17 protein-coding genes are annotated in these 21,571 nt (G+C 64.0%); 8 read left to right on the forward strand and 9 right to left on the reverse strand.

Features of this window, described 5'->3' with window-relative positions:
• Positions 1–38: 38 nt before the first annotated feature.
• Positions 39–539: an HIT family protein gene (locus A0O30_RS00995; RefSeq protein WP_105945269.1), complete on the forward strand. Its 501-nt coding sequence runs from the start codon at positions 39–41 to the stop codon at positions 537–539.
• 67 nt (positions 540–606) lie between these two features.
• On the opposite strand, the gene A0O30_RS01000 is transcribed toward A0O30_RS00995, so the two are convergent.
• The 4 genes from A0O30_RS01000 to A0O30_RS01015 form a co-directional block, all read right to left on the reverse strand.
• Positions 607–3,042 (reverse strand): TonB-dependent siderophore receptor, encoded by a 2,436-nt coding sequence (locus tag A0O30_RS01000; RefSeq protein WP_105945270.1) that lies wholly within the window; start codon positions 3,040–3,042, stop codon positions 607–609.
• Between the two features lie 114 nt (positions 3,043–3,156).
• Positions 3,157–4,098, reverse strand: coding sequence for a FecR domain-containing protein (locus A0O30_RS01005; RefSeq protein WP_256589570.1), 942 nt, complete (start codon positions 4,096–4,098; stop codon positions 3,157–3,159).
• A 49-nt stretch (positions 4,099–4,147) separates the two neighbouring features.
• On the reverse strand, positions 4,148–4,648 hold the full coding sequence (locus A0O30_RS01010; protein WP_105945271.1) for an RNA polymerase sigma factor: 501 nt from the start codon (positions 4,646–4,648) through the stop codon (positions 4,148–4,150).
• A 65-nt stretch (positions 4,649–4,713) separates the two neighbouring features.
• A complete protein-coding gene (locus A0O30_RS01015; RefSeq protein WP_105945272.1) occupies positions 4,714–5,628 on the reverse strand; it encodes a LysR family transcriptional regulator in 915 nt (304 codons plus the stop codon).
• A 102-nt stretch (positions 5,629–5,730) separates the two neighbouring features.
• On the opposite strand from A0O30_RS01015, the gene A0O30_RS01020 reads away from it, so the two are divergent.
• Positions 5,731–6,243, forward strand: coding sequence for an SRPBCC domain-containing protein (locus A0O30_RS01020; RefSeq protein WP_105945273.1), 513 nt, complete (start codon positions 5,731–5,733; stop codon positions 6,241–6,243).
• 44 nt (positions 6,244–6,287) lie between these two features.
• Here A0O30_RS01020 and A0O30_RS01025 read toward each other — a convergent pair whose 3' ends face one another.
• The gene (locus A0O30_RS01025) at positions 6,288–7,214 is read right to left on the reverse strand and encodes a LysR substrate-binding domain-containing protein (RefSeq protein ID WP_105945274.1); all 927 of its coding nucleotides are present in this window, start codon (positions 7,212–7,214) and stop codon (positions 6,288–6,290) included.
• A 264-nt stretch (positions 7,215–7,478) separates the two neighbouring features.
• On the opposite strand from A0O30_RS01025, the gene A0O30_RS01030 reads away from it, so the two are divergent.
• From A0O30_RS01030 to A0O30_RS01050, 5 genes are all read left to right on the forward strand, one after another.
• On the forward strand, positions 7,479–7,922 hold the full coding sequence (locus A0O30_RS01030) for an acetyltransferase (protein WP_105945275.1): 444 nt from the start codon (positions 7,479–7,481) through the stop codon (positions 7,920–7,922).
• Positions 7,923–8,388: 466 nt separating this feature from the next.
• Positions 8,389–9,099 (forward strand): helix-turn-helix transcriptional regulator, encoded by a 711-nt coding sequence (locus A0O30_RS01035; RefSeq protein ID WP_105945276.1) that lies wholly within the window; start codon positions 8,389–8,391, stop codon positions 9,097–9,099.
• A gap of 104 nt (positions 9,100–9,203) precedes the next feature.
• Positions 9,204–10,622 (forward strand): efflux transporter outer membrane subunit, encoded by a 1,419-nt coding sequence (locus A0O30_RS01040; RefSeq protein ID WP_105945277.1) that lies wholly within the window; start codon positions 9,204–9,206, stop codon positions 10,620–10,622.
• A gap of 196 nt (positions 10,623–10,818) precedes the next feature.
• Positions 10,819–11,964 (forward strand): HlyD family secretion protein, encoded by a 1,146-nt coding sequence (locus A0O30_RS01045; protein ID WP_105945278.1) that lies wholly within the window; start codon positions 10,819–10,821, stop codon positions 11,962–11,964.
• Positions 11,954–13,468 (forward strand): DHA2 family efflux MFS transporter permease subunit, encoded by a 1,515-nt coding sequence (locus A0O30_RS01050; protein WP_105945279.1) that lies wholly within the window; start codon positions 11,954–11,956, stop codon positions 13,466–13,468. The genes A0O30_RS01045 and A0O30_RS01050 overlap by 11 nt, the downstream gene beginning before the upstream one ends.
• Before the next feature lie 138 nt (positions 13,469–13,606).
• On the opposite strand, the gene A0O30_RS01055 is transcribed toward A0O30_RS01050, so the two are convergent.
• Both A0O30_RS01055 and A0O30_RS01060 read right to left on the reverse strand, forming a co-directional pair.
• Positions 13,607–14,908 carry a cation:dicarboxylate symporter family transporter gene (locus A0O30_RS01055; protein ID WP_105945280.1) on the reverse strand — a complete coding sequence of 434 codons (1,302 nt, stop codon included), beginning with the start codon at positions 14,906–14,908 and terminating at the stop codon, positions 13,607–13,609.
• Positions 14,909–14,976: 68 nt separating this feature from the next.
• Positions 14,977–16,332 (reverse strand): adenylosuccinate lyase family protein, encoded by a 1,356-nt coding sequence (locus A0O30_RS01060; RefSeq protein ID WP_105945281.1) that lies wholly within the window; start codon positions 16,330–16,332, stop codon positions 14,977–14,979.
• A 117-nt stretch (positions 16,333–16,449) separates the two neighbouring features.
• On the opposite strand from A0O30_RS01060, the gene A0O30_RS01065 reads away from it, so the two are divergent.
• Positions 16,450–17,187 carry a GntR family transcriptional regulator gene (locus A0O30_RS01065; RefSeq protein WP_105945282.1) on the forward strand — a complete coding sequence of 246 codons (738 nt, stop codon included), beginning with the start codon at positions 16,450–16,452 and terminating at the stop codon, positions 17,185–17,187.
• A gap of 174 nt (positions 17,188–17,361) precedes the next feature.
• On the opposite strand, the gene A0O30_RS01075 is transcribed toward A0O30_RS01065, so the two are convergent.
• Complete coding sequence (locus A0O30_RS01075; RefSeq protein ID WP_105945284.1) at positions 17,362–20,442, reverse strand: MexW/MexI family multidrug efflux RND transporter permease subunit; 3,081 nt, start codon at positions 20,440–20,442, stop codon at positions 17,362–17,364.
• Positions 20,439–21,536: an efflux RND transporter periplasmic adaptor subunit gene (locus A0O30_RS01080; protein WP_105945285.1), complete on the reverse strand. Its 1,098-nt coding sequence runs from the start codon at positions 21,534–21,536 to the stop codon at positions 20,439–20,441. The genes A0O30_RS01075 and A0O30_RS01080 overlap by 4 nt, the downstream gene beginning before the upstream one ends.
• Positions 21,537–21,571: the final 35 nt, after the last annotated feature.

A 21,571-nucleotide genomic window follows, 5' to 3' on the forward strand; every position in this document is an offset into this window, starting at 1 on the left:
CCTGAAAGGATGCGACGAAGGCGCGCATGGAAAGCCATATGGACATCCCCTCCCGCTTCATCATCCACGAAACCCGGCATTGGGTGCTGAACCACCGCATGAACAGCGCCCTGCCCGGTTACCTGATGCTCAGCGCACGGGCGCCGGTCAACTCACTGGCGGCCCTGCCCGTGGAGGCCCAGGCCGAGCTGGGCATTCTCATGGCGCGTACGCAGCAGGTGATGGAGGCACGGCTGCAACCGGCGCGTTTGTACATGGGCCGGTATGGCCATGACGCGGGATATGCCATCCACTTCCATTTCATCCCTGTTTACCCTTGGGTCGAAGCGCTGTTCTGGGCAGACGAGCGATACCGGGCGCTGCAGGCATTCGGCTGGACCGATAGCGTGCAACCGCAAACCGACGGCGCCGAGTTGACGCTATACGTCTGGCGTGAGTTTTGTGAGCGCCCTGAACCACCGGCGATACAAGGGTATTCAGTGGACGAAGCCATTACCCTGTTGCGCAGCGCATTCTTGGACGGCTGCGCGCCGTATTGACTGAAATGGAAGCCTCCGGTCTTCTTGTACAACGCCTTGAAAACGCGTACGCCTTTTAGCTGAGCCGTCAGAACTTGTAGCGGGCAGTCGCCAGGAAGTTACGTGGCTCACCAAAGAAGTTGCTGCCGGTCGTGGAGCTGATCGACGAGTAGTAGCGTTTGTCGAACACGTTGTTCAGGTTGAAATTGACCTGCAGGTTGGCGGTCACGTCATAGCGGGTGAACACGTCATACAGCGTGTAGCCGCCTTGCTGCACACCGTACTGGGTGTAAGTCTGGCTCTGGGACCGCACCGCGCCGCCCACCCGCCACTGGTCCAGTTCACCCGGCAATTGATAGCTGGTGGTCAGTTTGAACAGGTTGGCGGGCAGGTTGGTGCCGTAGCGCTTGCCTTTGGTGAACGAGCCAATCGGGCTGTAGGTCGTATCCTTGACGCGCTCGGCCGTGTTGTAGGTGTAACTGGCCGACATCTGCCAGTTCTCGGTCAGCGCCCCGGAGACTTCAAACTCGACACCACGGCTACGGATTTCACCTGCCGACTCATAGCACAAGGTAGTGCCACCCTGGCACTGGCTGGCCGGAAGCTGGTCGGGCAGGTTCTCCAGGTCGATCTGGAACAGTGCCACGCTGGTATTGAGGCGGCCGCCAAGATGCTCGCCCTTCAGGCCGACCTCGTAGTTGGTACCTTGAATCGGTTCCAGCAGGGTGCCGCTTGCGGTCTCCAGGTTCTGCGGCTGGAAGATCCGGGTCCAGCTGGCATACACCGAGTAGGTATCGTTCAGGTCGTACACCAGGCCGGCATAGGGCGTGACCTCACGGTTTGCCTTGAAGTGCGAGGTGTTCTTGATCTCTTGCTCGTACCAGTCGACACGCCCTCCGACGATCAGCGTCAATGGCTCGGCAAGGCTGAAGCGTGCCGTGCTGTAGACCCCGCTCTGTTCAACCTCGGTCTGGCGGTTGTAGAGCGACATGTCGACACCGACCGGTTTGGCCACCGAGCCCGGGTCCCAGGTAATGGGGTTGAACTGCACCAGTTCGTAATTGCCATTGGTCACGAACGGCCCGCCACGGTCATCCCAGTCGCTTTCACGATGGCTGGCGCCGACCACCAGCGTATGGGTCCGCCCGGCAAAATCGAACGGGCCGGTCAGGTAGCCATCGACGCTGGACTGGTTACGCTCGTAATCGTACTTGCCGCCGCGCAGCGACATGCTCGGGTTGCCGCTGGCATCAACCGTAGGGTTGGCCAGGAAGGTGCCCATCATGTTCATTTCGCTGGTGATGTAGGTGGCCGCGCCTTTGGCCTTCCAGCCGTTGTCGAAACGGTGCTCGATATCGGCGAAAACCGTTTTGCTTTCCTTGTTCCAGTAGGACCAGGACGGGCTCATGCGGTCGGAGCGGGAAATGGGCAGGAAGCTGCCGTCAGGGTAGGTACCCAGGCCGTTCCAGTCGGCACCGGGGTTGTTTTCATCGCTGTAGGACAAGCCAAGGCTGACCGTAGTGTCGTCATTCAGGTCGGCTTCAACAATGCCATACAGCAAAGTACGTTCATTGCCCGAATCGTCGGTGAACGCGTTCTTGTTCTGGTAGCTCAACACCGTGCGGCCTCGCAGCGTACCGTCACTATTGAGCGCAGAACCTGCATCAAGCTCGAAACGACGATTGTCCCAGCTACCAAGGCTGCCCGTCACCATGACCTGCGGCTCAACCGTAGGGCGCTTGCGGATCAGGTTGATCGAGCCCGAGGGCAATCCGGCCCCTTCCATGAGACCCGCCGCACCGCGAACGATTTCGACCCGGTCGTACATGGCCAGCGCCCCGGTGGACAAGGACGCCTCTTCATACGCGACGGGCAGCCCGTCGAACAAGATGTTCTCGATGCCAAAGCCACGGGAATTGAAACGCGGCCGTTCGGCGCCCCATTGGGTCAAAGTCAGCCCCGGTGCGTTCCTCACCACATCATTGAGCGTCGTCATGCCTTGGTCTTCGATGCGCTGGCGAGTAATGACCGAAACCGACTGGGGGGTTTCGCGCAGTGAGATCGGCAGTTTGGTTGCCGTCTGCATGGCACCGGTGGTGTACGAGCCGGTGTGCTCGCTGGTCATGCCCAGGCCCTGCCCCTGGATGGTGGTTGCACCCAACTGCACCGCCGTTTCGTTGTCATTGCGTTGCTGCAGGTAGGCGCGGTTGCCATCGGCCATGACAAAGCCCAGACCGGTACCGGCCAGCAGCAGCTGCAGTGCAGCGCTGGCCGTGTACTGGCCGCTCACGGCGCTGCTGGTCTTGCCGCGGGTCAGCGCGCCGTCGGCAAAAAGCTGGATACCGCTGCTGGCCGACCACTGCGCAATCGCGCCTTCCAGCGGCTGGGCGGCAATGCTGTAGGTGCGGGTTTGCGCCTGGGTGGTGCTGGCCGCGTGTGCTTGCGGCAGGGCGGCGAGCGTGAAAACGCAGCTCAGGGCGCTGACCAACAGCAGGGGTTTGATGGGGGTGCTAGGGGTGGGCATTCGAATTTCCAGTCCGTCCTGATGGCAATACTCGCAATTCATTCTCGTTTGCGATCAAGACTAAAGACGGACCACCGGCCAAACACAACGACGCGGTTTTCAAGTTTTTTTCAATCAGTGTTGTACGGGGCGTACCAAGGTCAGCCACGGGCCCACCGTGGTGACACGAATCGGCAGAATGACCTGCAAGCTCTGCAACGCCGCGTCGGCTTCACGCGCTTGCACCGCTGCCGTCACCCGCAACTGGGCGAGGCTGCTGTCCGTCAGCAGCAAGTGCGCGCGGGAATAGGGTTGCAGACGCTGCAACACCTGCGTCAGCGGCTCATCGCGAAACACCAGGCGTTGCTCGCGCCAAGCCAACTGCTGGCCGGGGTCGACATGCCGTAATGCGCCAATGCCCTGCGCGTCGTAGTGCAGTGCCTGGCCCTCCCCGGCTTCGGCCTGCTGCCCCGCACGGCTGACCCGCACACTGTGCTCGGTCACCGTTACGTTCGCGCCGTCCTCCAGCACCTGCACGTCGAACGCGGTACCCAAGGCGCGCACATCACCGCCTGCGGCCTCGACGATAAAGGGCCGCGCCGGGTTGGGCGCCACCTTGAACCAGGCCTCCCCCTGGTACAGGCGCAGCCGCCGCTCATCGGCACTGAAGCTCACGTCCAACGCAGTGTGCGGCGCCAGTTGCACGATCGAGCCGTCGTCCAAGGTCCAGCTGCGCACCTGAGCCACCTCGGTGCGGTAATCCGCCCAACGTGCGGGAGAAGAGGCAAATACCGTAAAGGCCAGCAGTAACGCCGCTGCGGTTGCCAGGCCTACAAACCTACGCCGGGGCAAACGCCGAAGCGGGGTGTGGCTGGCGGCAACATGGGCATGGCCCGCCACGCCGGCTACCCCCCATACCTGCCGGGCACGCTGCCAGGCAGCCGGGTGGCTGGGGTCGGCGGCAAGCCAGCGTGCGAATGCTTCGCGCTCGGCCGCTGTCACGCCCGCGTCCTGCAGGCGCACGCACCACTCCAGCGCCTGGTCCAGGGGGGTATGCGAGTCGTTTTCGTTCATCATGCAAGTGCAGGCAGGTGGCAGTTAAAACGCGCGCAGTGTAACCAGCCTTTCATGACATTGCCTTCTCGATGCGCTGCATCGCCTTGACCATCTGCGAAACCACGGTGCTTTTGGAAATGCCCAGGCGCTCGGCAACCTGCTGGTGGTCCAGGCCATCGATACGGCACAGGATGAACACTTCGCGGCAGCGCGGCGGCAGCTCGGCGATCACCTGCATGACCTGTTGCAACTCGCGGCTCAACTCGGTCTTGCGGGCCGGGTCCAGTTTGGCATCGGGTACACCTTCAACCAGCACCGGGTCGGCCTGCACCTCGATGCCCAAGGCCTCGCGGCGGCGGATGTCCATGCCGAGGTTGCGGGCAATGCGGAAGATATAGGCACGCGGGTTGCCGATACGCTCGCCTACCTTGCGGCTGGCCACGCGCAGCCAGGTTTCCTGGGTGAGGTCGTCAGCAATCGTGGCACTGCCGAAGTGCCGCACCAGGTAAGCCTTCAGCGCTTCGCGGTTGTCCAGGAATGTCGATGTCAGAGGGTCGCGATCTTGCGGCATTCGCCAAGCATCCTGCGCAGCGGCGGAGTAATGGGCGGCACGGTATCACTTGTTGCTAACAATTCTCAACTACGCATGAGGCCTTGATGTTGCTCGCCGATACTCGCAAGCAACGCCCGCACCCATCGATGCGCCGGGTGATGATGCGTGCGCTCATGCCAAGCCAGCACCTTGCTGAACCCCGCAATGGCCAGCGGCGGTTCCTCCAGCTGCAGGCGATCCCCCGGCTGCACCAGGCGGCTGGGCAGTACACCGATCAGGTCACTGCTGCGCAACACCTCCAGCAGCATCAGAAAGCTCGGCACCGACAGGCACACCCGCCGCGCCCTGCCGATACGCGCCAGCGCTTCATCGCTGACGCCGTGAAAGGCACCGCTGCCCAGCGAAACGATTGCGTGCTCCAGCGTACAGAAGGTGTCGAGGTCCAGGTGCCCGGTGGCTGGGTGCCCAACGCGCATGGCGCAGACGTACTGCTCATCGTAAAGGTGCATGGCCTGCAAACCCGGGCTGACGCTGTCGGGGGTGAGGATGGCCATGTCCAGCTCCCCTGATGCCAACTGCTGCGCGACCCGCGACGCTTCGACTGCGCGCACGGCAAGGCGGATACCGGGGGCTTGCTCGCGCAACGCGGCAAGCAAAGGCATCAGCACCGTCCGCTGGGCGTAGTCGGTGGCGGCCACGGCCAGCGTGAGGCTGGCCTGGGCAGGGTCAAAGTCGGGCGGTTGCAGCAGGCCTTCAATTTCGCCCAGCACACGCTTGATTGGCAGGGCCAGCGCCTGCGCGCGGGCTGTGGGCACCAGCCCACGCTGCGAACGGACGAACAACGGGTCGTCGAAACTGTCGCGCAAGCGGGTCAACATGCCGCTGACGGCAGGCTGGGTCAGCGCCAGACGCTCTGCTGCTCGGGTCACGCTGCCTTCGTCGAGCAAGGCATCGAGCGTGCGCAGCAGGTTCAGGTCGAGGTTCCTGATATTACGCATGCTTATGGGTTAGCTCAGGAGATGTGATTGGCGTTATGGATTGTGGCCGCGCACCATGGTTTCGTCAAAGCCGCCAAGGCGCCCCTTACCCGAGGATCAACCATGCATCACATCGAATGGCCTGACGAATACCTGCCCGGCACCACCGAGAACTTTGCCTCGAACGAAATCATCATCGCCGGCTTCACTGCCGAAGCAGTCTGGCAACAACTGGATGACACGCGGGCGTGGCCAACGTACTACCGCAATGCAGCGGACATCCGTTTTCATGATGGCTCCGGCCCGTACCTGAGCAACGGCGCACGCTTTCGCTTCACCACGTTCGGTTTCCCGGTCGAGGCTCAAGTGACCGAGCATGTGCCACCTGCCCCAGGTCAACCCGCACGCGTGGCCTGGCATGGCTGGGTCGAGGGCGATATCGACACGCGCCTGGACGTGCATCACGCCTGGCTGATCGAAGACCTGCCCGGCAACCGGGTGCGCATCCTCACGCAAGAAACGCAGAAAGGAAAACCGGCTGCGGAGTTGGCCCGTACCAAGCCCAATCCCATGATCAATGGTCACCAGGACTGGATCGAGGGGTTGGCACAGGCAGCGTTCAAGGCCAAATGCTGATTTGACTGGGGCTGCAAAGCGGCCCCACATTCCGGCAGTCGCAGTCAGAGCCCGATGGCCACCTCACGCTCGCCGCCCATGTACTGCTCCAGGCGACTGCGCAACCAGCGTTCGGCAGGGTCGCTGTCGGTGGTGCTCAACCAGACCATGGCCAATTCCAGCGCGGCGGCCTCGAACGGCAGCGCCTCGGCCTGAAGGTTGCCCCAGCGCTCCATGCCGTGCGCGGCATAGTCCGGGCAGCAGGCCAGCAGGTCGGTGCCGGCCAGAATTGCCGGCAATGAACTGAACTGCGGCACCGACAACACCACCTTGCGTTCACGGCCGATTTCTTTCAGCCAGTCGTCGACCACGCCCTGCGTATTGGCGGTGGGCGAGACCTGAACGTGCGGGCGGGCGCAAAACTCATCCAGTGTCAGAGGGGTGGCTGACTTGTCGGCCCGCACCACCCTGCCCTGCATGGTGCGCAGCACCTTGCGCTTGGCGTTGGCTGGCAGCCCTCTGGTCTGGCTGATGCCAACCGTAACATCGCCTGCTGCCAGCAAATCCGGTATGCGCCAGTAATCCACATGCTGCACAACCACCACCACGTTCGGCGCCTCCACCCGCAGGGCCCGCAGCAGTGGCGGCAGCAAGCCCGACTCCACGTCATCGGACAAACCGATGCGGAACGTCATGTTGCTGGTCGCCGGGTCGAAGTCATGGGAAAGGCTGAGAGCGATGGACATCGCATCCAGCGCCGGGGTGAGGTACTTGATCACCTCTTCGGCCCTGGCCGACGGTTCCATGCGGTTGCCCACACGGATCAGCAACGGGTCGTTGAACATCGCCCGCAACCTGGCCAGCGCGGCGCTGACCGTGGGCTGGGCGATGAACAGTTTTTCTGCCGCACGGGTGAGGTTGCGCTCCTGCATCAGGGCTTCGAACACCACCATCAGGTTGATATCGGCTTTGCGCAGTTCGTTTCGGTTCATTGGCGCTCCCGGGGCCATGCTTGTTTTGCGGGTTCAATTGCAGCATTGACAGTAATCCTGACCGAGTCAAAGGCGCAGACTTGTATCGCCGGTGCTGGCCCAGACAACCCAATCCGGGTACCCTCCCCACTCTTCCCTTCCGGCCTCCCCTGCCGTGCACCGCCCAGGCGTTGATTCGCGAAGCGGTCATTCATGATGCCGACACCTGCATGGCCGCCACTCACAGGCGCGCCCACCCGCCATCAATCCACTCAGGATGACCTCATGATCATTCGCCAAGGCATCGCTGCCGACTACCCGCAGCTGCTGGACATCTGGCTGCGCGCCGTGCGCGCTACGCACCACTTTCTGCAACCCGCCGACATCGACGCATTGCTGCCACAGCTGCGCGATATCTACTTCCCGGCCGTCGAGCTGTGGGTAGCAGTCGACACGGATGACCAGCCGCTGGGCTTCATCGGCTTCAACGAGCAGCACGTGGAAATGCTCTTCGTCGACCCCGACCTTCATGGGCAAGGCATTGGCCGCGCGCTGCTGGACTTCGGCCGCCAATCGCGCCATTCAATGAGTGTCGACGTCAACGAGCAAAACCCGCAGGCTGTGGGCTTCTACCGGCATTACGGTTTCATCCAGACAGGCCGTTCGCCGCTGGATGGCGAGGGCCGGCCATTCCCCTTGCTGCACATGGGCTTGCCCAACAGGGTGTGACTGCGACGCACGCGTTGCAAGGGGTCTCACCTTGTGAAAAAAAAGGGCCGCAACGCGGCCCCGACAAGGCTGCTGCCGTAAGGAAAGCAGTTCAGCGCAAGGTATTTTTGGTCAGCTCTATTTCGTTCATCAAAGCCTTGGCCAACGCTGTGAGCTAATCGGCAGCGCCCAGGAACTTGTGGTCGTCCTCCATATCGCCTTCGCGCAGCAGATGCTTGCCACAACATCTCCAGCGCCTGTGAAAACGAGCGCCGCCCGCGTGGCGCTCGATCTCACAGACGCCGCATCAAATGCGTCGGACTCTTTGCTACGAAAACTCGCAGATCCCTACGCGCCAACAATTTTAAGTCTTATTTAACAAAAAAATAGCAACATAAGCACAATCCACTTCCAATATGCGGCAACCCTTCGCAACCGGGCACCACTCAACCACCGTATACTCGGATCCACTACCGAGGATGCCCACATGCAAGCACTGGGAATGGATTACCGGCACGGTGATGAAGTCGCCAGCCACTGCCACGCCGAAGACCAGCTGATCTACGCCGCCAGCGGTGTGATGCGGGTCAGCAGCGAGGGCGGTAGCTGGGTGATCCCCGGCGGGCATGCGTTATGGATGCCCGCCGGTGTCAGCCATGCCATTCGCATGGAGGGCGTGGTCAGCATGCGCACCTTGTTGCTTGAGGCACGCGTCGCGCATTGCCAGGTGATCGTGGTGTCCGGCCTGCTGCACGAGCTGATCCTGGCTGCAGCGCGCCTGCTCGACCTGCGAGACGGCGAACACGTGCGGGCGTTGATCCAGTGTGAGTTGGCCACTGCCAGGCGCATCGATGCCTTTGTGCCACTGCCGCACCAGGCGCGTTTGCGTGCCTGGTGCGAGCGCTTCTTGCAGGACCCGGCTCAGGACCTGACCCTGGAACAATGCGGCGCACAGCTGAACATGAGTGCCCGCAGCGTGGCACGGCTGTTCCAGCGCGAGGTGGGCATGTCGTATGGCGAATGGCGCGCCCGGGCCCGGGTGATGCTCAGCCAGCAGTGCCTGGCCAACGGCCAGCCCATCCTGAATGTGGCACTGGAACATGGCTACCAGAGCGCCAGCGCCTTTGCCGCCATGTTCAAGCGCATCCTCGGTTACGCCCCCAGCGACTGGCAGAACGGCTGCGCGCGCGGGTACTGACTGACAGGTTGTCCCACTTGCGCGCAGGGTTGTCCTGCTTGCGGCAGCGAGGCCTGCCTCGCCATCGTTAACCTCGCATCACCACCCCTGAAGCGACGTGTGTGATGCCTCTACTGCAATCATTCCCTTTTCCTGCCCGGCTTGGCGCCGCCATCGGCATGCTGAGCGTGCTGGCGGCTTGCGCCCGGCAACCCACACCGGCCGAGCCACCCACCGCACTGCAAGCGGACCCGCTGGCCAGCCTGCCGGCTGGCACCAGCAAGCAACCTCTGCCGGAGCGCTGGTGGGCACTGTTCCGGGATTCACAGCTCAACCACTGGGTGCAGCAAGCCCTGGCGCACAATCAGGACCTGAAGCAGGCCGAAGCGAATGTGCAGGCCATGCTGGCGGGCATCGGCGAATTCGATGCCAGGCGCTGGCCGTCCACCTCCGTGGGCCTTGCCGCGACGTACGGCAAGAGCGCCGATGACCAGACCCTGGCCGAAGCGACTGACAGCCACGCGCCATCACAATGGCAATTCAACCCGGGCATCGAGTTGGCGTACCAGGTGGATGTCTGGGGCCAGGTACGCGCCGCCATTGCGCGAGCACAGGTGCAGGCTGAAGCCACCCAGGCCGCGCTGGACCTGCTGCGCCTGCAGGTGGTGGCCCAGACCAGCCGGGCCTATATCGACCAGTGCATCTACACGGCTCGCCTGGTCGAAGCCCGCCAGTCTCTGCAAACCCTCGACCACAGCGTGCAACTCAGCGAGCGCCAGCACCAGGCCGGCGTTGCCACGGCCCTGGACAGCGAACGCCTGCTGGGCCTGCGCGAACAGGTGCGGGCGCGGTTGCCGATACTGGAGGCCCGACGGCAGATGGCGCTGTACGAGCTGGGCATGCTCAGCGGCCAGGCCTCTTTGGCCGAGGCCAGCACCTGCACGTCCATCCCTTCGCTGTCGGCGCCCTTGCCGGTTGGCGACGGCTGGCAGTTACTCGCACGCCGCCCGGATGTGCGCCAGGCCGAACGGGAACTGCAAGCTGCCACGCTGGAGACCGAAATCGTCCGGGCCGACCTGTACCCGAAGGTCAGCTTCGGCGCGTCGCTGACGTCCTCGGACCACCACCTTGCCAACCTGGGCGACAGCCGTGCGGTGATGTTCGGCATCGGCCCGCTGATCCGCTGGGAGTTCCCCAACGTCAAGGCCAACCGCGCTCGGGTCGGCAAAGCCGAAGCATTGCAGCAAGCGCAGGTGGCCCATTACCAAGGTGTGGCGTTGCGGGCACTGAAAGACGTGCGCCAGACGCTGGCGCGTTACGACGGCGAGCGACAGCGGTTGCAGGCACTGGACGCGGCCCTGGCGCACAGCCAGCGCGGCTTTGCCCTGGCCCAAAGCAACTACCGGGCCGGCACCGTGGACGGGTTGGCGTTGCTCGACAGCGAGCGTGAACTGATCCGCTTGCGGGGTAGCCATGTCCTGGCCCAAGGGCGCCTGGCACAAGCACAGGTCAACCTGTTCCGCGCCTTGGGCGGGCGGTGGTAGCCAACAAGAACCCAGGGGCCGCTGTGCGGCCCATCGCCGGCAAGCCAGCTCCCACAGAGACCGCGCAGGCCTCTGGATGCCTGATGGTTGTTCCATGGGTTGAAGCATGTCGTGACATCGACAAGGTCGAGGTGGGAGCTGGCTTGCCGGCGATGGGCTGCACAGCAGCCCCACTATTCAAGAGTGATAACCGAACATGAATGTTGCCGCAGAACAAATCGTACCTACTGCCGATGAGCAGCAGGCCAAGTCCAAAATCCGTCGCCGCCTGGCATACATCACAGGTGGCAGCCTCGCAGTAATCGCACTACTGGCCTCCACCAGCTACTGGCTCACCACCGGCCGCTACCTGGAAACCACCGACGACGCCTACATTCGCGCCGACTGGGTGGCCCTTAGCCCACGCGTCGCCGGCTACGTGGCGAAGGTCGAAGTCGATGACGACCAACCGGTAAACGCCGGCGATGTACTGGTGCGCCTGCAAGCCCGCGACTATCAGGCCCGCCTCGACCAGGCCCAGGCCGGCGTGGCCGAAGCCCGGGCGGCGCTGACCGCCACCCAGGCCAGCCAGCAGGTGGCGGCCGAGCGCATCAACCAACAGCAGCAAGCCATCCTGCAGGCAGAAGCCGCCGTGCAGGGCGCTGCAGCCGAACATCTGCGCAGCGAGCTGGACATGCAACGCTACCGTGGCCTGGTGCGTGACGATGCCGCAACAGTACAGCGCCTGGAAAGCGCCAGTGCCGCTGCCTCGCAGGCCCAGGCCGCACTGCAGGGCGCGCAGGCCGCATTGCGCGAACAGCGCGCGCAGTTGGCCATGGCCAAGGCACGATCCGCCCAGGCCGACGCCACGTTGAAACAGAAAGAAGCAGCGCTGGCCCACGCGCTGGCCCGCCAGCGACTGGCCGAACAGGATGAGCAGGACACCGTGCTCCGCGCCCCCATCGACGGTGTGGTTGGCCAGCGCCGCGTGCGCGCCGGCCAGTATGTGGTGCCGGGCCAGCCGCTACTGGCCGTGGTGCCCCTGCAGCAGGCCTATGTGGTGGCCAACTACAAGGAAACCCAACTGGCCCACATGCGCGCCGGGCAACCGGTAGAAATACGTGTAGACACCTTCGCCAGCCAGCCACTGCACGGCCATGTGGCCAGTTTCTCGCCAGCCTCCGGCAATGTCTTCGCCCTGCTGCCGTCCGACAATGCCACCGGCAACTTCACCAAGATCGTCCAGCGCTTCCCGGTGCGCATCCTGCTCGACAAACCGCTGGATGGCCCACAGGTGCTGCCCGGCATGTCGGTGGTCACCACCGTCGACACCCGCCCCGCAGAGGTTACCGATGCGCACTGAACAACCGGTCTCGCTGCGTGCCTGGGTGGCGGTGCTGGGTGGCCTGTTCGGCTGCTTCATGGCCGGCATGAACGTGCACGTCACCAGCGCTGCCCTGCCGGAAATCCGCGGCTCGCTGGGCGCCAGCTTCGAGGAAGGCTCGTGGATTTCCACCGCCTACCTGGTGGCGGAAATCGTGATGATTCCGCTGACCGCCTGGCTGGTGGAGGTGTTCTCGCTGCGCCGGGTCATGTGGACGGGGTCGTTCGTTTTCCTGCTGGCATCGGTGGCCTGCTCATGGGCCCCCAACCTGGAGGCGATGATTGCCATTCGGGTTATCCAGGGCGCTGCGGGGGCGGTGCTGATCCCGCTGTCGTTCCAGCTGATCATCACCGAGCTGCCAGCCAGCAAGATGGCCATGGGCATGGCGCTGTTCAGCCTGGCCAACAGCGTGGCGCAAGCGGCCGGGCCGTCGATTGGTGGCTGGCTGACCGACGCCTATTCATGGCGCTGGATCTTTTACCTGCAACTGTTCCCCGGCATTGCGCTGCTGTGCGCCATCGCCTGGTCGATCGAGGCCAAACCGATGAGGCTCGAACTGTTGCGCAAGGGTGACTGGCTGGGTATCGCGGCCATGGTGGTCGGCCTGGGTGGCCTGCAGATCGTGCTGGAAGAAGGCGGCCGGCTGGACTGGTTCGGCTCGCCGTTCATTGTCGGCATGAGCGTGATCGCCGGTATCGCACTGCTGGTGTTCGTGGTGACGCAACTGTTCGGCCAGCGTACCTTCATCAACCTGCGGCTGCTTGGCCGTTACAACTTCGGTGTCGCCAGCGTGGCAATGTTCATCTTTGGCGCCGCCACATTCGGCCTGGTGTTCCTGGTGCCCAACTACCTGTCGCAGTTGCAGGGCTTCAGCGCGCACGACGTAGGCGTGGCGCTGATTGCCTATGGTGTGGTGCAGCTGCTGCTGGCGCCGTTGATGCCACGCCTGATGGGCTGGACCAGCGCCAAGTTCATGGTCGCCAGTGGCTTTCTGATCATGGCGCTGGGTTGCTGGCTGGGGGCGAGCCTGAGCGCCGACAGTGCCGACAACGTGATCATCCCGTCCACGGTGGTGCGGGGCATTGGCCAGCCGTTCATCATGGTGGCGCTGTCGGTGCTGGCGGTGGCCGGGCTGGACAAGCGCGAGGCCGGCTCGGCTTCGGCGGTGTTCTCCATGCTGCGCAACCTGGGCGGCGCCATTGGCACCGCCGGGCTGACACAGCTGGTGGCGACCCGTGAGCGTTTTCACAGTGAGCGTATTCACGAGCACGTGACGGTGTTCGAGCCTGGTGTGCAGGAGCGTATCAACCAGACAGTGCAGAGCTGGTTGCCGCACCAGCAGCAGGTGCTGGAAGGGTTGGCGGGGACCATTCGCAGGGAGGCTTACCTGATGGCTTACAGTGATGCGTTCTACCTTGCGTGCCTGGCGTTGGTCGGGTGCGCACTGGCGGCGTTGCTGTTGCGGACCAGGCAGCAGGCTTGATACCAAACTACCGGATTACGCGGTACCTGTGGGAGCGGGCATGCCCGCGAACACGGGCGCAGCCCGTGCCATCCACCGCGGCGCCTGTTTCGCGGGCATGCCCGCTCCCACAAGGTAATAAGTAACGCCCCTATGTGCTTAGAGTGCCGCTCCGGGCGCGCGGCCCAGCACCCGCGAATATTCTTCACGCGCACTCTGTTCGGTAAACTCCCCCGCCCACTTGGCCACCACCACCGTCGCCACGCTGTTGCCGATGGTGTTGCAGGTAGCCATGGCCATCGACATGAAGCGGTACACGCCAAACAGCAAAGCCAGCCCTTCAACCGGCAGCACGCCAATGGCCGTTACCGTCGCAGCGAACACAACGAAGCTGCCACCCGACACCGCCGCCGCACCTTTGGAGGTCACCAGCATGATCGCCAAAATGCCCAGTTGCTGCTCCCAACCCAACGGCACGCCGTAGGCATTGGCAATGAACAGCACGCACATCGACATGTAGATCGAGGTGCCATCCAGGTTGAAGGCATAACCCGTCGGCAGCACCAGGCCCACGCTCTGCTTCGAACAGCCGAAGCGTTCGAGCTTTTGCAGCAAGCGCGGCAGTGCGCTCTCGGACGAAGCGGTCCCCAACACGATGAAAATCTCGTCCTTGATGTACTTCAGGAAGCGCCACAGGCTGAACCCCGACAACCGGCACACTGCACCCAGCACCACGAACAGGAAGAAGGCGACCGCCACGTAGAACATCAGCACCAGGTTGGCCAGCGACATCAACACCGCCGAGCCATTGCTGCCTACCGCGTAGGCCACCGAGCCGAACGCACCCAGCGGGGCGAACTTCATGATCAGGTTGATGAACTCGAAGAAGCACTCCGACACCCGGTTCAGGCCGTCCTCGATCACCGCCCGGCGCTCATGCTTCAAGGCCAGCAAGGCAAAGCCGAACAGCACGGCGATCACCAGCACCTGCAACAACTGGCCACCGGCAAAGGCGCCCACGAAATTGTCGGGGAAGATGTTGTAGATGAAGTCCATGGTCGAGGCCGGCGCATGGCCTTTGGCGACCGCAGCGCTGGCCGCGGCCGATGCGGCACTGCTGGCGTGTGCCCCGTGCATGCCCGAACCAATGCTGATCAGGTTGCCCCACAGCAGGCCCAGCGCCAGCGCCAGGGTGGACAGCAGTTCGAAGTACACCAGCGCACGCCAGCCCACTTTGCCGACCCGCTTGATATCACCGGCCGAGGCAATGCCGTGCACCACGGTGAAGAACACCAACGGCGCAACAGCGGTCTTGATCAGTTTGAGAAAGATGTCCCCGAGGATCTTGAACTTGGCAGCAAGCTCGGGGGCGAGGAAACCGAAAGCGATGCCCAGCAACATCGCGGCAAGCACCTGGAAAGTCAGGTCCTTGTACAGCGGCTTTTTCGAAGTGGAAGCCATGGTAGCGTTCTCATTGTTATTGTACGTATGCACAGGTCGGGGCCCAGGCATGCCGGGCCCCGGGCGTATCAGCGGGCAACGGCACCCGGGCGGGCCAGGGCCTGGTCGACCATCTGCGGCGCCAGGCCCAGGTAGTTGGTCGGGTCGCACAGTTGTTCCAGAGTGGCCAGGTCCAGGCGCGCAGTGGCCTCACCCTGGGCCTTCAAGGCGTCCAGCAGGCTGATGCCCTGGTCGTTGGCCATACGGCAGGCGGCATAGACCACGTCGTGCGCCACCTGGCGGCCCAGCGCCGGGGCCAGGCCCATCATCACTGCCTCGGCCACGATCAGGCCCTGGGTCATGTCCAGGTTCTTGCGCATGCGCTCGGTGCGTACGTCCAGGCCGGCCAGCATGAAGCGCGCCTGGGCCAGCGAGGCACCGGTCAGGGCGAAGGCTTCGGGGATAGCGATCCATTCGGCCTGCCACGGGCCGGTGGAGCGCTCGAAGTCCTGGATCATGGCGTCGAGCATCAGCCCGGCCTGCTGGCGCACGCCCTTGGCGGCGGCGTACATCAGCTCGCAGGAAATAGGGTTGCGCTTCTGCGGCATGGTGCTGCTGGCGCCACGGCCCTTGACGAACGGCTCGTAGGCTTCGCCCAGCTCGCTGGTCATCATCATCATGATGTCCAGCGCCACCTTGCCCAGCGAAGCGCTGACAAGGCCCAGGAAGTTCAGGGTTTCGGCCAGGCCGTCACGGGCCACGTGCCAAGTGGCTTGTGGCACGCCCAGGCCCAGTTCGTCCATCAGCGCGGCTTGTACTTCCAGGCCCTTGTCGCCCAGCGACGCCAGGGTACCGGCGGCACCGGCGAACTGCCCCACTTCCACCCGCGGGCGCAGCTCCACCAGGCGCTCGGCATGGCGGTCGAACATGCTCAGCCACACCGCGCACTTGTAGCCGAAGGTGATCGGCAGCGCGTGCTGCAGGTGGGTACGGCCGGCCATTGGGGTGTCGCGGTAGCGCAGCGCCAGCTCGGCCAGCAGGCCACGCACGGCCTGGATATCGCGCTCGACAATGGCCAGTGCGGCGCGCACCTGCAATACCACGGCGGTGTCCATGATGTCCTGGGTAGTGGCACCCCAGTGCACGTAGCGACCCGCCTCGCCACACAGCTTCGACAACTGCTCGACCAAGGGCAGGATCGGGTAGCCGACGATCTCGGTCTCGTGCTGCATCAGTGCCAGGTCCAGCGCTTCGTAGCGCGACAGCTCGGCAATCTGCACGGCGGCTTCGGCAGGGATCACGCCGCAGCGGGCTTCGGCCTTGGCCAAGGCCACTTCCACTTCGATGTAACGCTCGATCAGCGATTTGTCGGAGAACACCGCACGCATTTCGGCGGTGCCGAACATGTCGCGGAACAGGGTGGAATCGAAAACGGTGGTGGACATGGGCAGGGATCCTGAAATGTTGTTTTTGATCGGACATATTGTTTATGTCCGTACATAATTCTTGCCCTGTCGCTGTTACACTGTCAACCGATGAAATTTGCGAGACAGACCAAAGGTATGAACCCGACGCGCTACACCACCGTGGCAAAGGACTTGATGGAAGGCATCGCCAGCGGCCGTTACCCGGTGGGCAGCCTGCTGCCGACCGAGTTCGAGCTGTGCGACCTTTACGATGTAAGCCGGCACACGGTGCGCGCGGCCATCAACCAGTTGCTCAACCAGGGGCTGGTGTCGCGGCGCAAGCGCGTGGGTACCCGGGTGGAAGCCAGCAGCCCGCGCGGTGGCTACTCGCAATCGCTGGCCAGCGTGGCCGACCTTGCGCACCTGGCCGAAACCCAGCAGCGGGAAATTCAGGACGTGCGGCACTTCGTTGCCGATTTGAGCGAAGCGGCGCGGCTGGGGCTGGTACCGGGTGAGCACTACTTCTGCGTGTCGAGCATCCGCGTCGACCGCCTGCACAATGCGGCGCCCCTGTGCTGGACCGACGTGTATGCGCAGCGGGACTACGCCGATGTCATCGAACTGGCCCGCGAGCACCCCGACCAACTGATTGCCGGGTTGATCGAACAGCACTATGGCCGGGCGATCGCGGTGGTCGACCAGCAGGTGCGGGCGGTGTTGCTGACGGCGGAAATGGCCCGGGCGCTGAAGGCCGAGGCGGGTTCACCGGGGTTGAAGATCATTCGCCATTATCGCGAGGAAAACGGCGATTTGATGGCGGTTTCCGAAACCGTGCACCCGGATGACCGCTTTACCCTGGTCACCCAGATGCGCCGCGACCGCTCACCCGCCTGATCAAACGATTGGGGCCGCTGTGCGGCCCATCGCCGGCAAGCCAGCTCCCACAGGGACTGCACAGCCCTCAAGCCAGGCACGGTCCCTGTGGGAGCTGGCTTGCCGGCGATGGGCTGCAAAGCAGCCCCAATGGCCCTGACCGACAAACACAACGCGCAGCCCTGTGCCTACGTTTCACATACCCAAAACCCGTTCAGCCTCCAGCAATTGCTGGCTCCGCACCGACACCACCCGATGATCCCGCGCCAGCCACCCATACACCGTCGGCAGCACGAACAACGTAAACAAGGTGCCGACCAGCATCCCGCACACAATCACCACTCCCAGCCCGAAGCGGCTGTTGGCCCCGGCACCACTGGCGAACAGCAGCGGCAGCACGCCAAAGGTCATCGCCGCCGTGGTCATCAGCACAGGCCGCAAACGTATCTGCGCAGCACGGACGATAGCCGCCGCCCGATCAAGGTTGTCACGCACCTGGATCTCGTTGGCGAACTCCACCATCAGGATGCCGTGCTTGCTGATCAGGCCAATCAACGTCACCAGTCCGATCTGCGTGTAGATGTTCAACGTGGCCCAGCCCAGCGCCAGCGGCAGCAGCGCACCGCAGATCGACAGCGGCACGGTCACCAGGATGATCAGCGGATCCACCAGGCTTTCGTACTGCGCCGCCAGCACCAGATAGATCACCACCAACGCGGCAAGAAACGCCCACATCAGGGCAAAGCCCTCCTGCACGTACTGCCGTGATTCCGATTGCCAGTCGTGGCTGAAGCCAGGCGGCAGCTCACTGGCCAGTTGCTCAAGAAATGCCACGGCATTGCCCATCGACACACCCGGCGCCGGTATCGCCTGCAAGGTGCTGGCATTCTGCTGATCGAATTGCAGCAGGCGATTAGGCGCAACCTCGATATCCAGGTGCACCACCGTGGCCAGCGGCACCAGGCTGTCGTCCTCGGCGCGCACATATTGGCGGTTCAGCGCCGCAGGCGTCAGGCGCTGGTCCTGAATGCTCTGCGGAATCACGTCGTAGGAGCGCCCGAACAGGGCGAAGCGATTGAGGTACTGCTCGCCCACCAGCACACCCAGCGACTCGCCGATGGCCTGCATGCTGATGCCCAGGCTGGCTGCCTTGGCCCGGTCGATGCGCACCTTCACCACCGGGTTGTTGTAGTCCAGGTCACTGTCCACCACGGCGAACAAACCACTGTCGCGGGCACGCTGCTTGAGGGCTTCCATGGTCTGGTACAGCTCGGGGTAGTCATGGGCACTGCGCAGCACCATCTGCACCGGCAAGCCTCCGCTGGAACCCGGTAGCGAGGCCACCTGGAAGGCGAAAATGCTGCTGCCTTCGATGTCCGCAACTGCCTGTTGAAGCTGCGCCTGCACCTGCGCAGCAGAGCGCTCGCGAGCCTGCCAGGCACTGAGGTTGATGCCGCCGAAACTGGCGGCCGGGCCGTCGGTGCCGTTGATGATCCAGGTGTCGGTGGTTTCGGCAATGGACTTCATCACCTGGTCGAGCTTCAGCGCAAAGCGTTCCGCATATTCCAGGCTGGCATGCTGCGGCGATTTGATAGCCGTGAGCACAGCCGCCTGGTCCTCGGGAGGGGCGAGTTCGCGCTGTGGCAGCAGGTACAGCCAGGGCAGGCTCAGGCACACCAGCAGTGCCACGCCGCCACTGATCCAGCGATGAGACAGGGTGTAAGCCAGCACCCGCCCGTAAGCCCCGGTCAGCGCCCCGAACAACCGGTCCGCCAGGTTGGCCATTGCGCCGTGCTGCTGACCAGGTTGCAGCAGCAGCGAGCTCATCACCGGCGACAAGGTAAGCGCCACCACGCCAGACACGATCACCGCCCCCGCCAGGGTCAGGGCGAACTCGCGGAACAGCGTGCCGGTCAGCCCGCCCATCAGCCCGATTGGTGCATACACCGCCGCCAGCGTGAGGGTCATGGCAATCACCGGCCCGGCAATTTCCCGTGCCCCGGCCAATGCCGCAGCAACTGGCGACTTGCCCTCTTCGATATGGCGGTGCACGTTCTCCACCACCACGATGGCATCGTCCACCACCAGGCCGATGGCCAATACCATCGCCAGCAAGGTCAGCAGGTTGAGGCTGAAGCCGAACAGCAGCATCAGGCCCGCAGCGCCGAGCATCGACAACGGGATGGCCACCACTGCAATCAACACACTGCGCAGCGAACCCAGGCACAGCCAGATCACCAGCACCACGATCAGCATCGCCTCTACCAGGGTGCGCAGCACCTCGTGGATGGAGGCGTCGATGAAGCGTGCGGTCTCGTAGGCCAACGCCACATGCACGCCCGGTGGCAGGGTCTGCTGAATCTGCGGCAGCAGCTGGCGAATGCCCTCGACAATCACCAGCGGGTTGCCGGTTGGCGTGGGGAACAAGCCCAGGTGCACGGCCGGTTTGCCATCCATGGTGGCACTGGTCTGGGTGGCCGCCGCACTCAGCTCGACGGTGCCGACATCGCGCAGGCGTACCAGGTCGGTGCCCGCGTTACGGATGATCAGTTCGCGAAAGTCCTCGACCCGGGTGAGGTCGGTGTCCACCTGGATATCGGCCAGCACGTACTGGCCGCGCACCTGGCCGGGCGTCGCCTGGTAGTTGTTGGCACGCACTGCCTGCGCCACATCGGCTGCCGTCACCCCGCGCCCGGCCATGCGCTCGCTGTCCAGCCACAGGCGCATCGCCAGGCGCTGACCGCCGAACGACTGCACCTTGGCCACGCCGTCGATGCCGGAGAACTGCGGCTCCACCACCCGCGACAGGTAATCGCTCAGCTCGGGTATCGACAAGGTATCGCTGGCAAAGCCCACGTAAGCGACGGCAGTGGAGTCACCTGCCGACAGCTCCACCACCGGGTCGTAGGCTTTTTCCGGCAGGCGATAGCGCACCTGGTTGACCTTGGCCATGGTCTCGGCCAGCGCCTGGGTCGAGTCGCGGTTCAGCACCATGCGCAGGGTAATCAGGCTGCGCCCCTGCTGCGAGGACGAGGACAGGTAGTCGATGCCCTCCACCGATGACACCGCCTGGGTAATCGGTTGAGTCACGAAGCCTTGCATCAGCTCGGCAGAGGCCCCGGGGTACTCGGTGCTGATGGTGATGGTCGAGCTTTCCAGCAACGGGTACTGGCGGATCGGCAGTTTGCCCATGGCAAACAGCCCCAGCAGGATGATCAGGCTGCTGACCACCAGCGCCAACACCGGGCGGCGCACGAAGACGTCAGTGAACTTCACGATTGCCGCCCTCCCTGGCTGGCCTGCAGGCTGTCCTGGGCCACCGGCTCGACAGACATGCCATCGTTCAGTTTCAGCTGGCCAGAGACCACCACCTGATCACCCGGCGCAAGACCAGAGGTCACCTCCACCCGCCCCTGCCAGCGCTCACCGGTGGTGACCTGCACCCGTTTCACACGGGTGCCGTGTTCCGCATCCCGGGTGGCAACGAACACCGTCTGCCCATAGGCGGTGTAGGTAATTGCGGTTTCCGGCACGGCCAGCACGGTCGATGGCTGCGCCGCGTCCAGACGTACACTGGCGTACATGCCCGGCTGCAACTGCCCGTCCGGGTTCGCCAAGGCGGCCTGCACCTGCACCAGGCGCGCCTTGCTGACAACCGGGTCGACCGCCACTACCTGGGCCTGGAAGCCTTGGCCGCGCACGGCATCCACACCCAGTGCCAGCACCTGCCCCACCTGCACGTCGGGCGCGGCCTGCTCGCCCAGGGAAAAGTTGACGTGCAACTGGCGGGTATCTGCCAGGCTGACGATGGTCTCGCCAGCGCCCAGGTATTGGCCCTGATGCACCCGGCGAATACCCAGCTTGCCGGCGAACGGCGCCCGGATGGCCTTCTGCGCGATCAACGCCTCGACGTGCTGCAACTCGCCACTGGCCACATCCACGGCAGTGGCGGCGTTATCGAACAGTTCCTGCGAAACGGCATGCATAGCCAGCAGTTTGCGGCTGCGCTGCAACACCACTTCGGCGTTGCGCAGTTTGGCCCGCAACTGCACGCGCTGGGCCTGCTCCGGGGCGTCATTGAGCTGCACCAGCACCTGCCCGGCCGTGACGGTCTGCCCCGACTCGAACGCGATACGGGTAATGCGCCCCGCCACCTCGGCCGCCACCTGCACCTGGTTGACGGCCTCCAGCTCCCCCGAGGCAAAGTTCTGCCGCGCCACCTGCACCTGCTCGGCCGTGGCCAGCGCCACCTTGGTTGCCGGCCATGCGGCGGCAGCGGGTTGCGTCGAGCTGTTGCCCACCAGCGCATAGGCGCCCGCCAGCACACCTGCCACAGCGCCGGCACAGGCCAGTAACGTCCTTTTGTTCATGCAGTGCTCCGATCATCAGGAAAGCGGTTGCGGGA

Origin of the sequence: Pseudomonas sp. LLC-1, assembly GCF_002992185.1 — a bacterium.
GTDB classification, from domain to species: domain Bacteria; phylum Pseudomonadota; class Gammaproteobacteria; order Pseudomonadales; family Pseudomonadaceae; genus Aquipseudomonas; species Aquipseudomonas monteilii.

Bases quoted from the DNA above. Each gene is read 5' to 3' on its own strand.
- A0O30_RS01020 (WP_105945273.1), top strand. From the start codon at position 5,731: ATGCATCACATCGAATGGCCTGACGAATACCTGCCCGGCACCACCGAG.
- A0O30_RS01040 (WP_105945277.1), top strand. From the start codon at position 9,204: ATGCCTCTACTGCAATCATTCCCTTTTCCTGCCCGGCTTGGCGCCGCC.
- A0O30_RS01045 (WP_105945278.1), top strand. From the start codon at position 10,819: ATGAATGTTGCCGCAGAACAAATCGTACCTACTGCCGATGAGCAGCAG.
- A0O30_RS01055 (WP_105945280.1), bottom strand. From the start codon at position 14,908: ATGGCTTCCACTTCGAAAAAGCCGCTGTACAAGGACCTGACTTTCCAG.
- A0O30_RS01060 (WP_105945281.1), bottom strand. From the start codon at position 16,332: ATGTCCACCACCGTTTTCGATTCCACCCTGTTCCGCGACATGTTCGGC.
- A0O30_RS01015 (WP_105945272.1), bottom strand. From the start codon at position 5,628: ATGCGTAATATCAGGAACCTCGACCTGAACCTGCTGCGCACGCTCGAT.
- A0O30_RS01025 (WP_105945274.1), bottom strand. From the start codon at position 7,214: ATGAACCGAAACGAACTGCGCAAAGCCGATATCAACCTGATGGTGGTG.
- A0O30_RS00995 (WP_105945269.1), top strand. From the start codon at position 39: ATGGACATCCCCTCCCGCTTCATCATCCACGAAACCCGGCATTGGGTG.
- A0O30_RS01000 (WP_105945270.1), bottom strand. From the start codon at position 3,042: ATGCCCACCCCTAGCACCCCCATCAAACCCCTGCTGTTGGTCAGCGCC.
- A0O30_RS01005 (WP_256589570.1), bottom strand. From the start codon at position 4,098: ATGATGAACGAAAACGACTCGCATACCCCCCTGGACCAGGCGCTGGAG.
- A0O30_RS01010 (WP_105945271.1), bottom strand. From the start codon at position 4,648: ATGCCGCAAGATCGCGACCCTCTGACATCGACATTCCTGGACAACCGC.
- A0O30_RS01080 (WP_105945285.1), bottom strand. From the start codon at position 21,536: ATGAACAAAAGGACGTTACTGGCCTGTGCCGGCGCTGTGGCAGGTGTG.
- A0O30_RS01035 (WP_105945276.1), top strand. From the start codon at position 8,389: ATGCAAGCACTGGGAATGGATTACCGGCACGGTGATGAAGTCGCCAGC.
- A0O30_RS01030 (WP_105945275.1), top strand. From the start codon at position 7,479: ATGATCATTCGCCAAGGCATCGCTGCCGACTACCCGCAGCTGCTGGAC.
- A0O30_RS01050 (WP_105945279.1), top strand. From the start codon at position 11,954: ATGCGCACTGAACAACCGGTCTCGCTGCGTGCCTGGGTGGCGGTGCTG.
- A0O30_RS01065 (WP_105945282.1), top strand. From the start codon at position 16,450: ATGAACCCGACGCGCTACACCACCGTGGCAAAGGACTTGATGGAAGGC.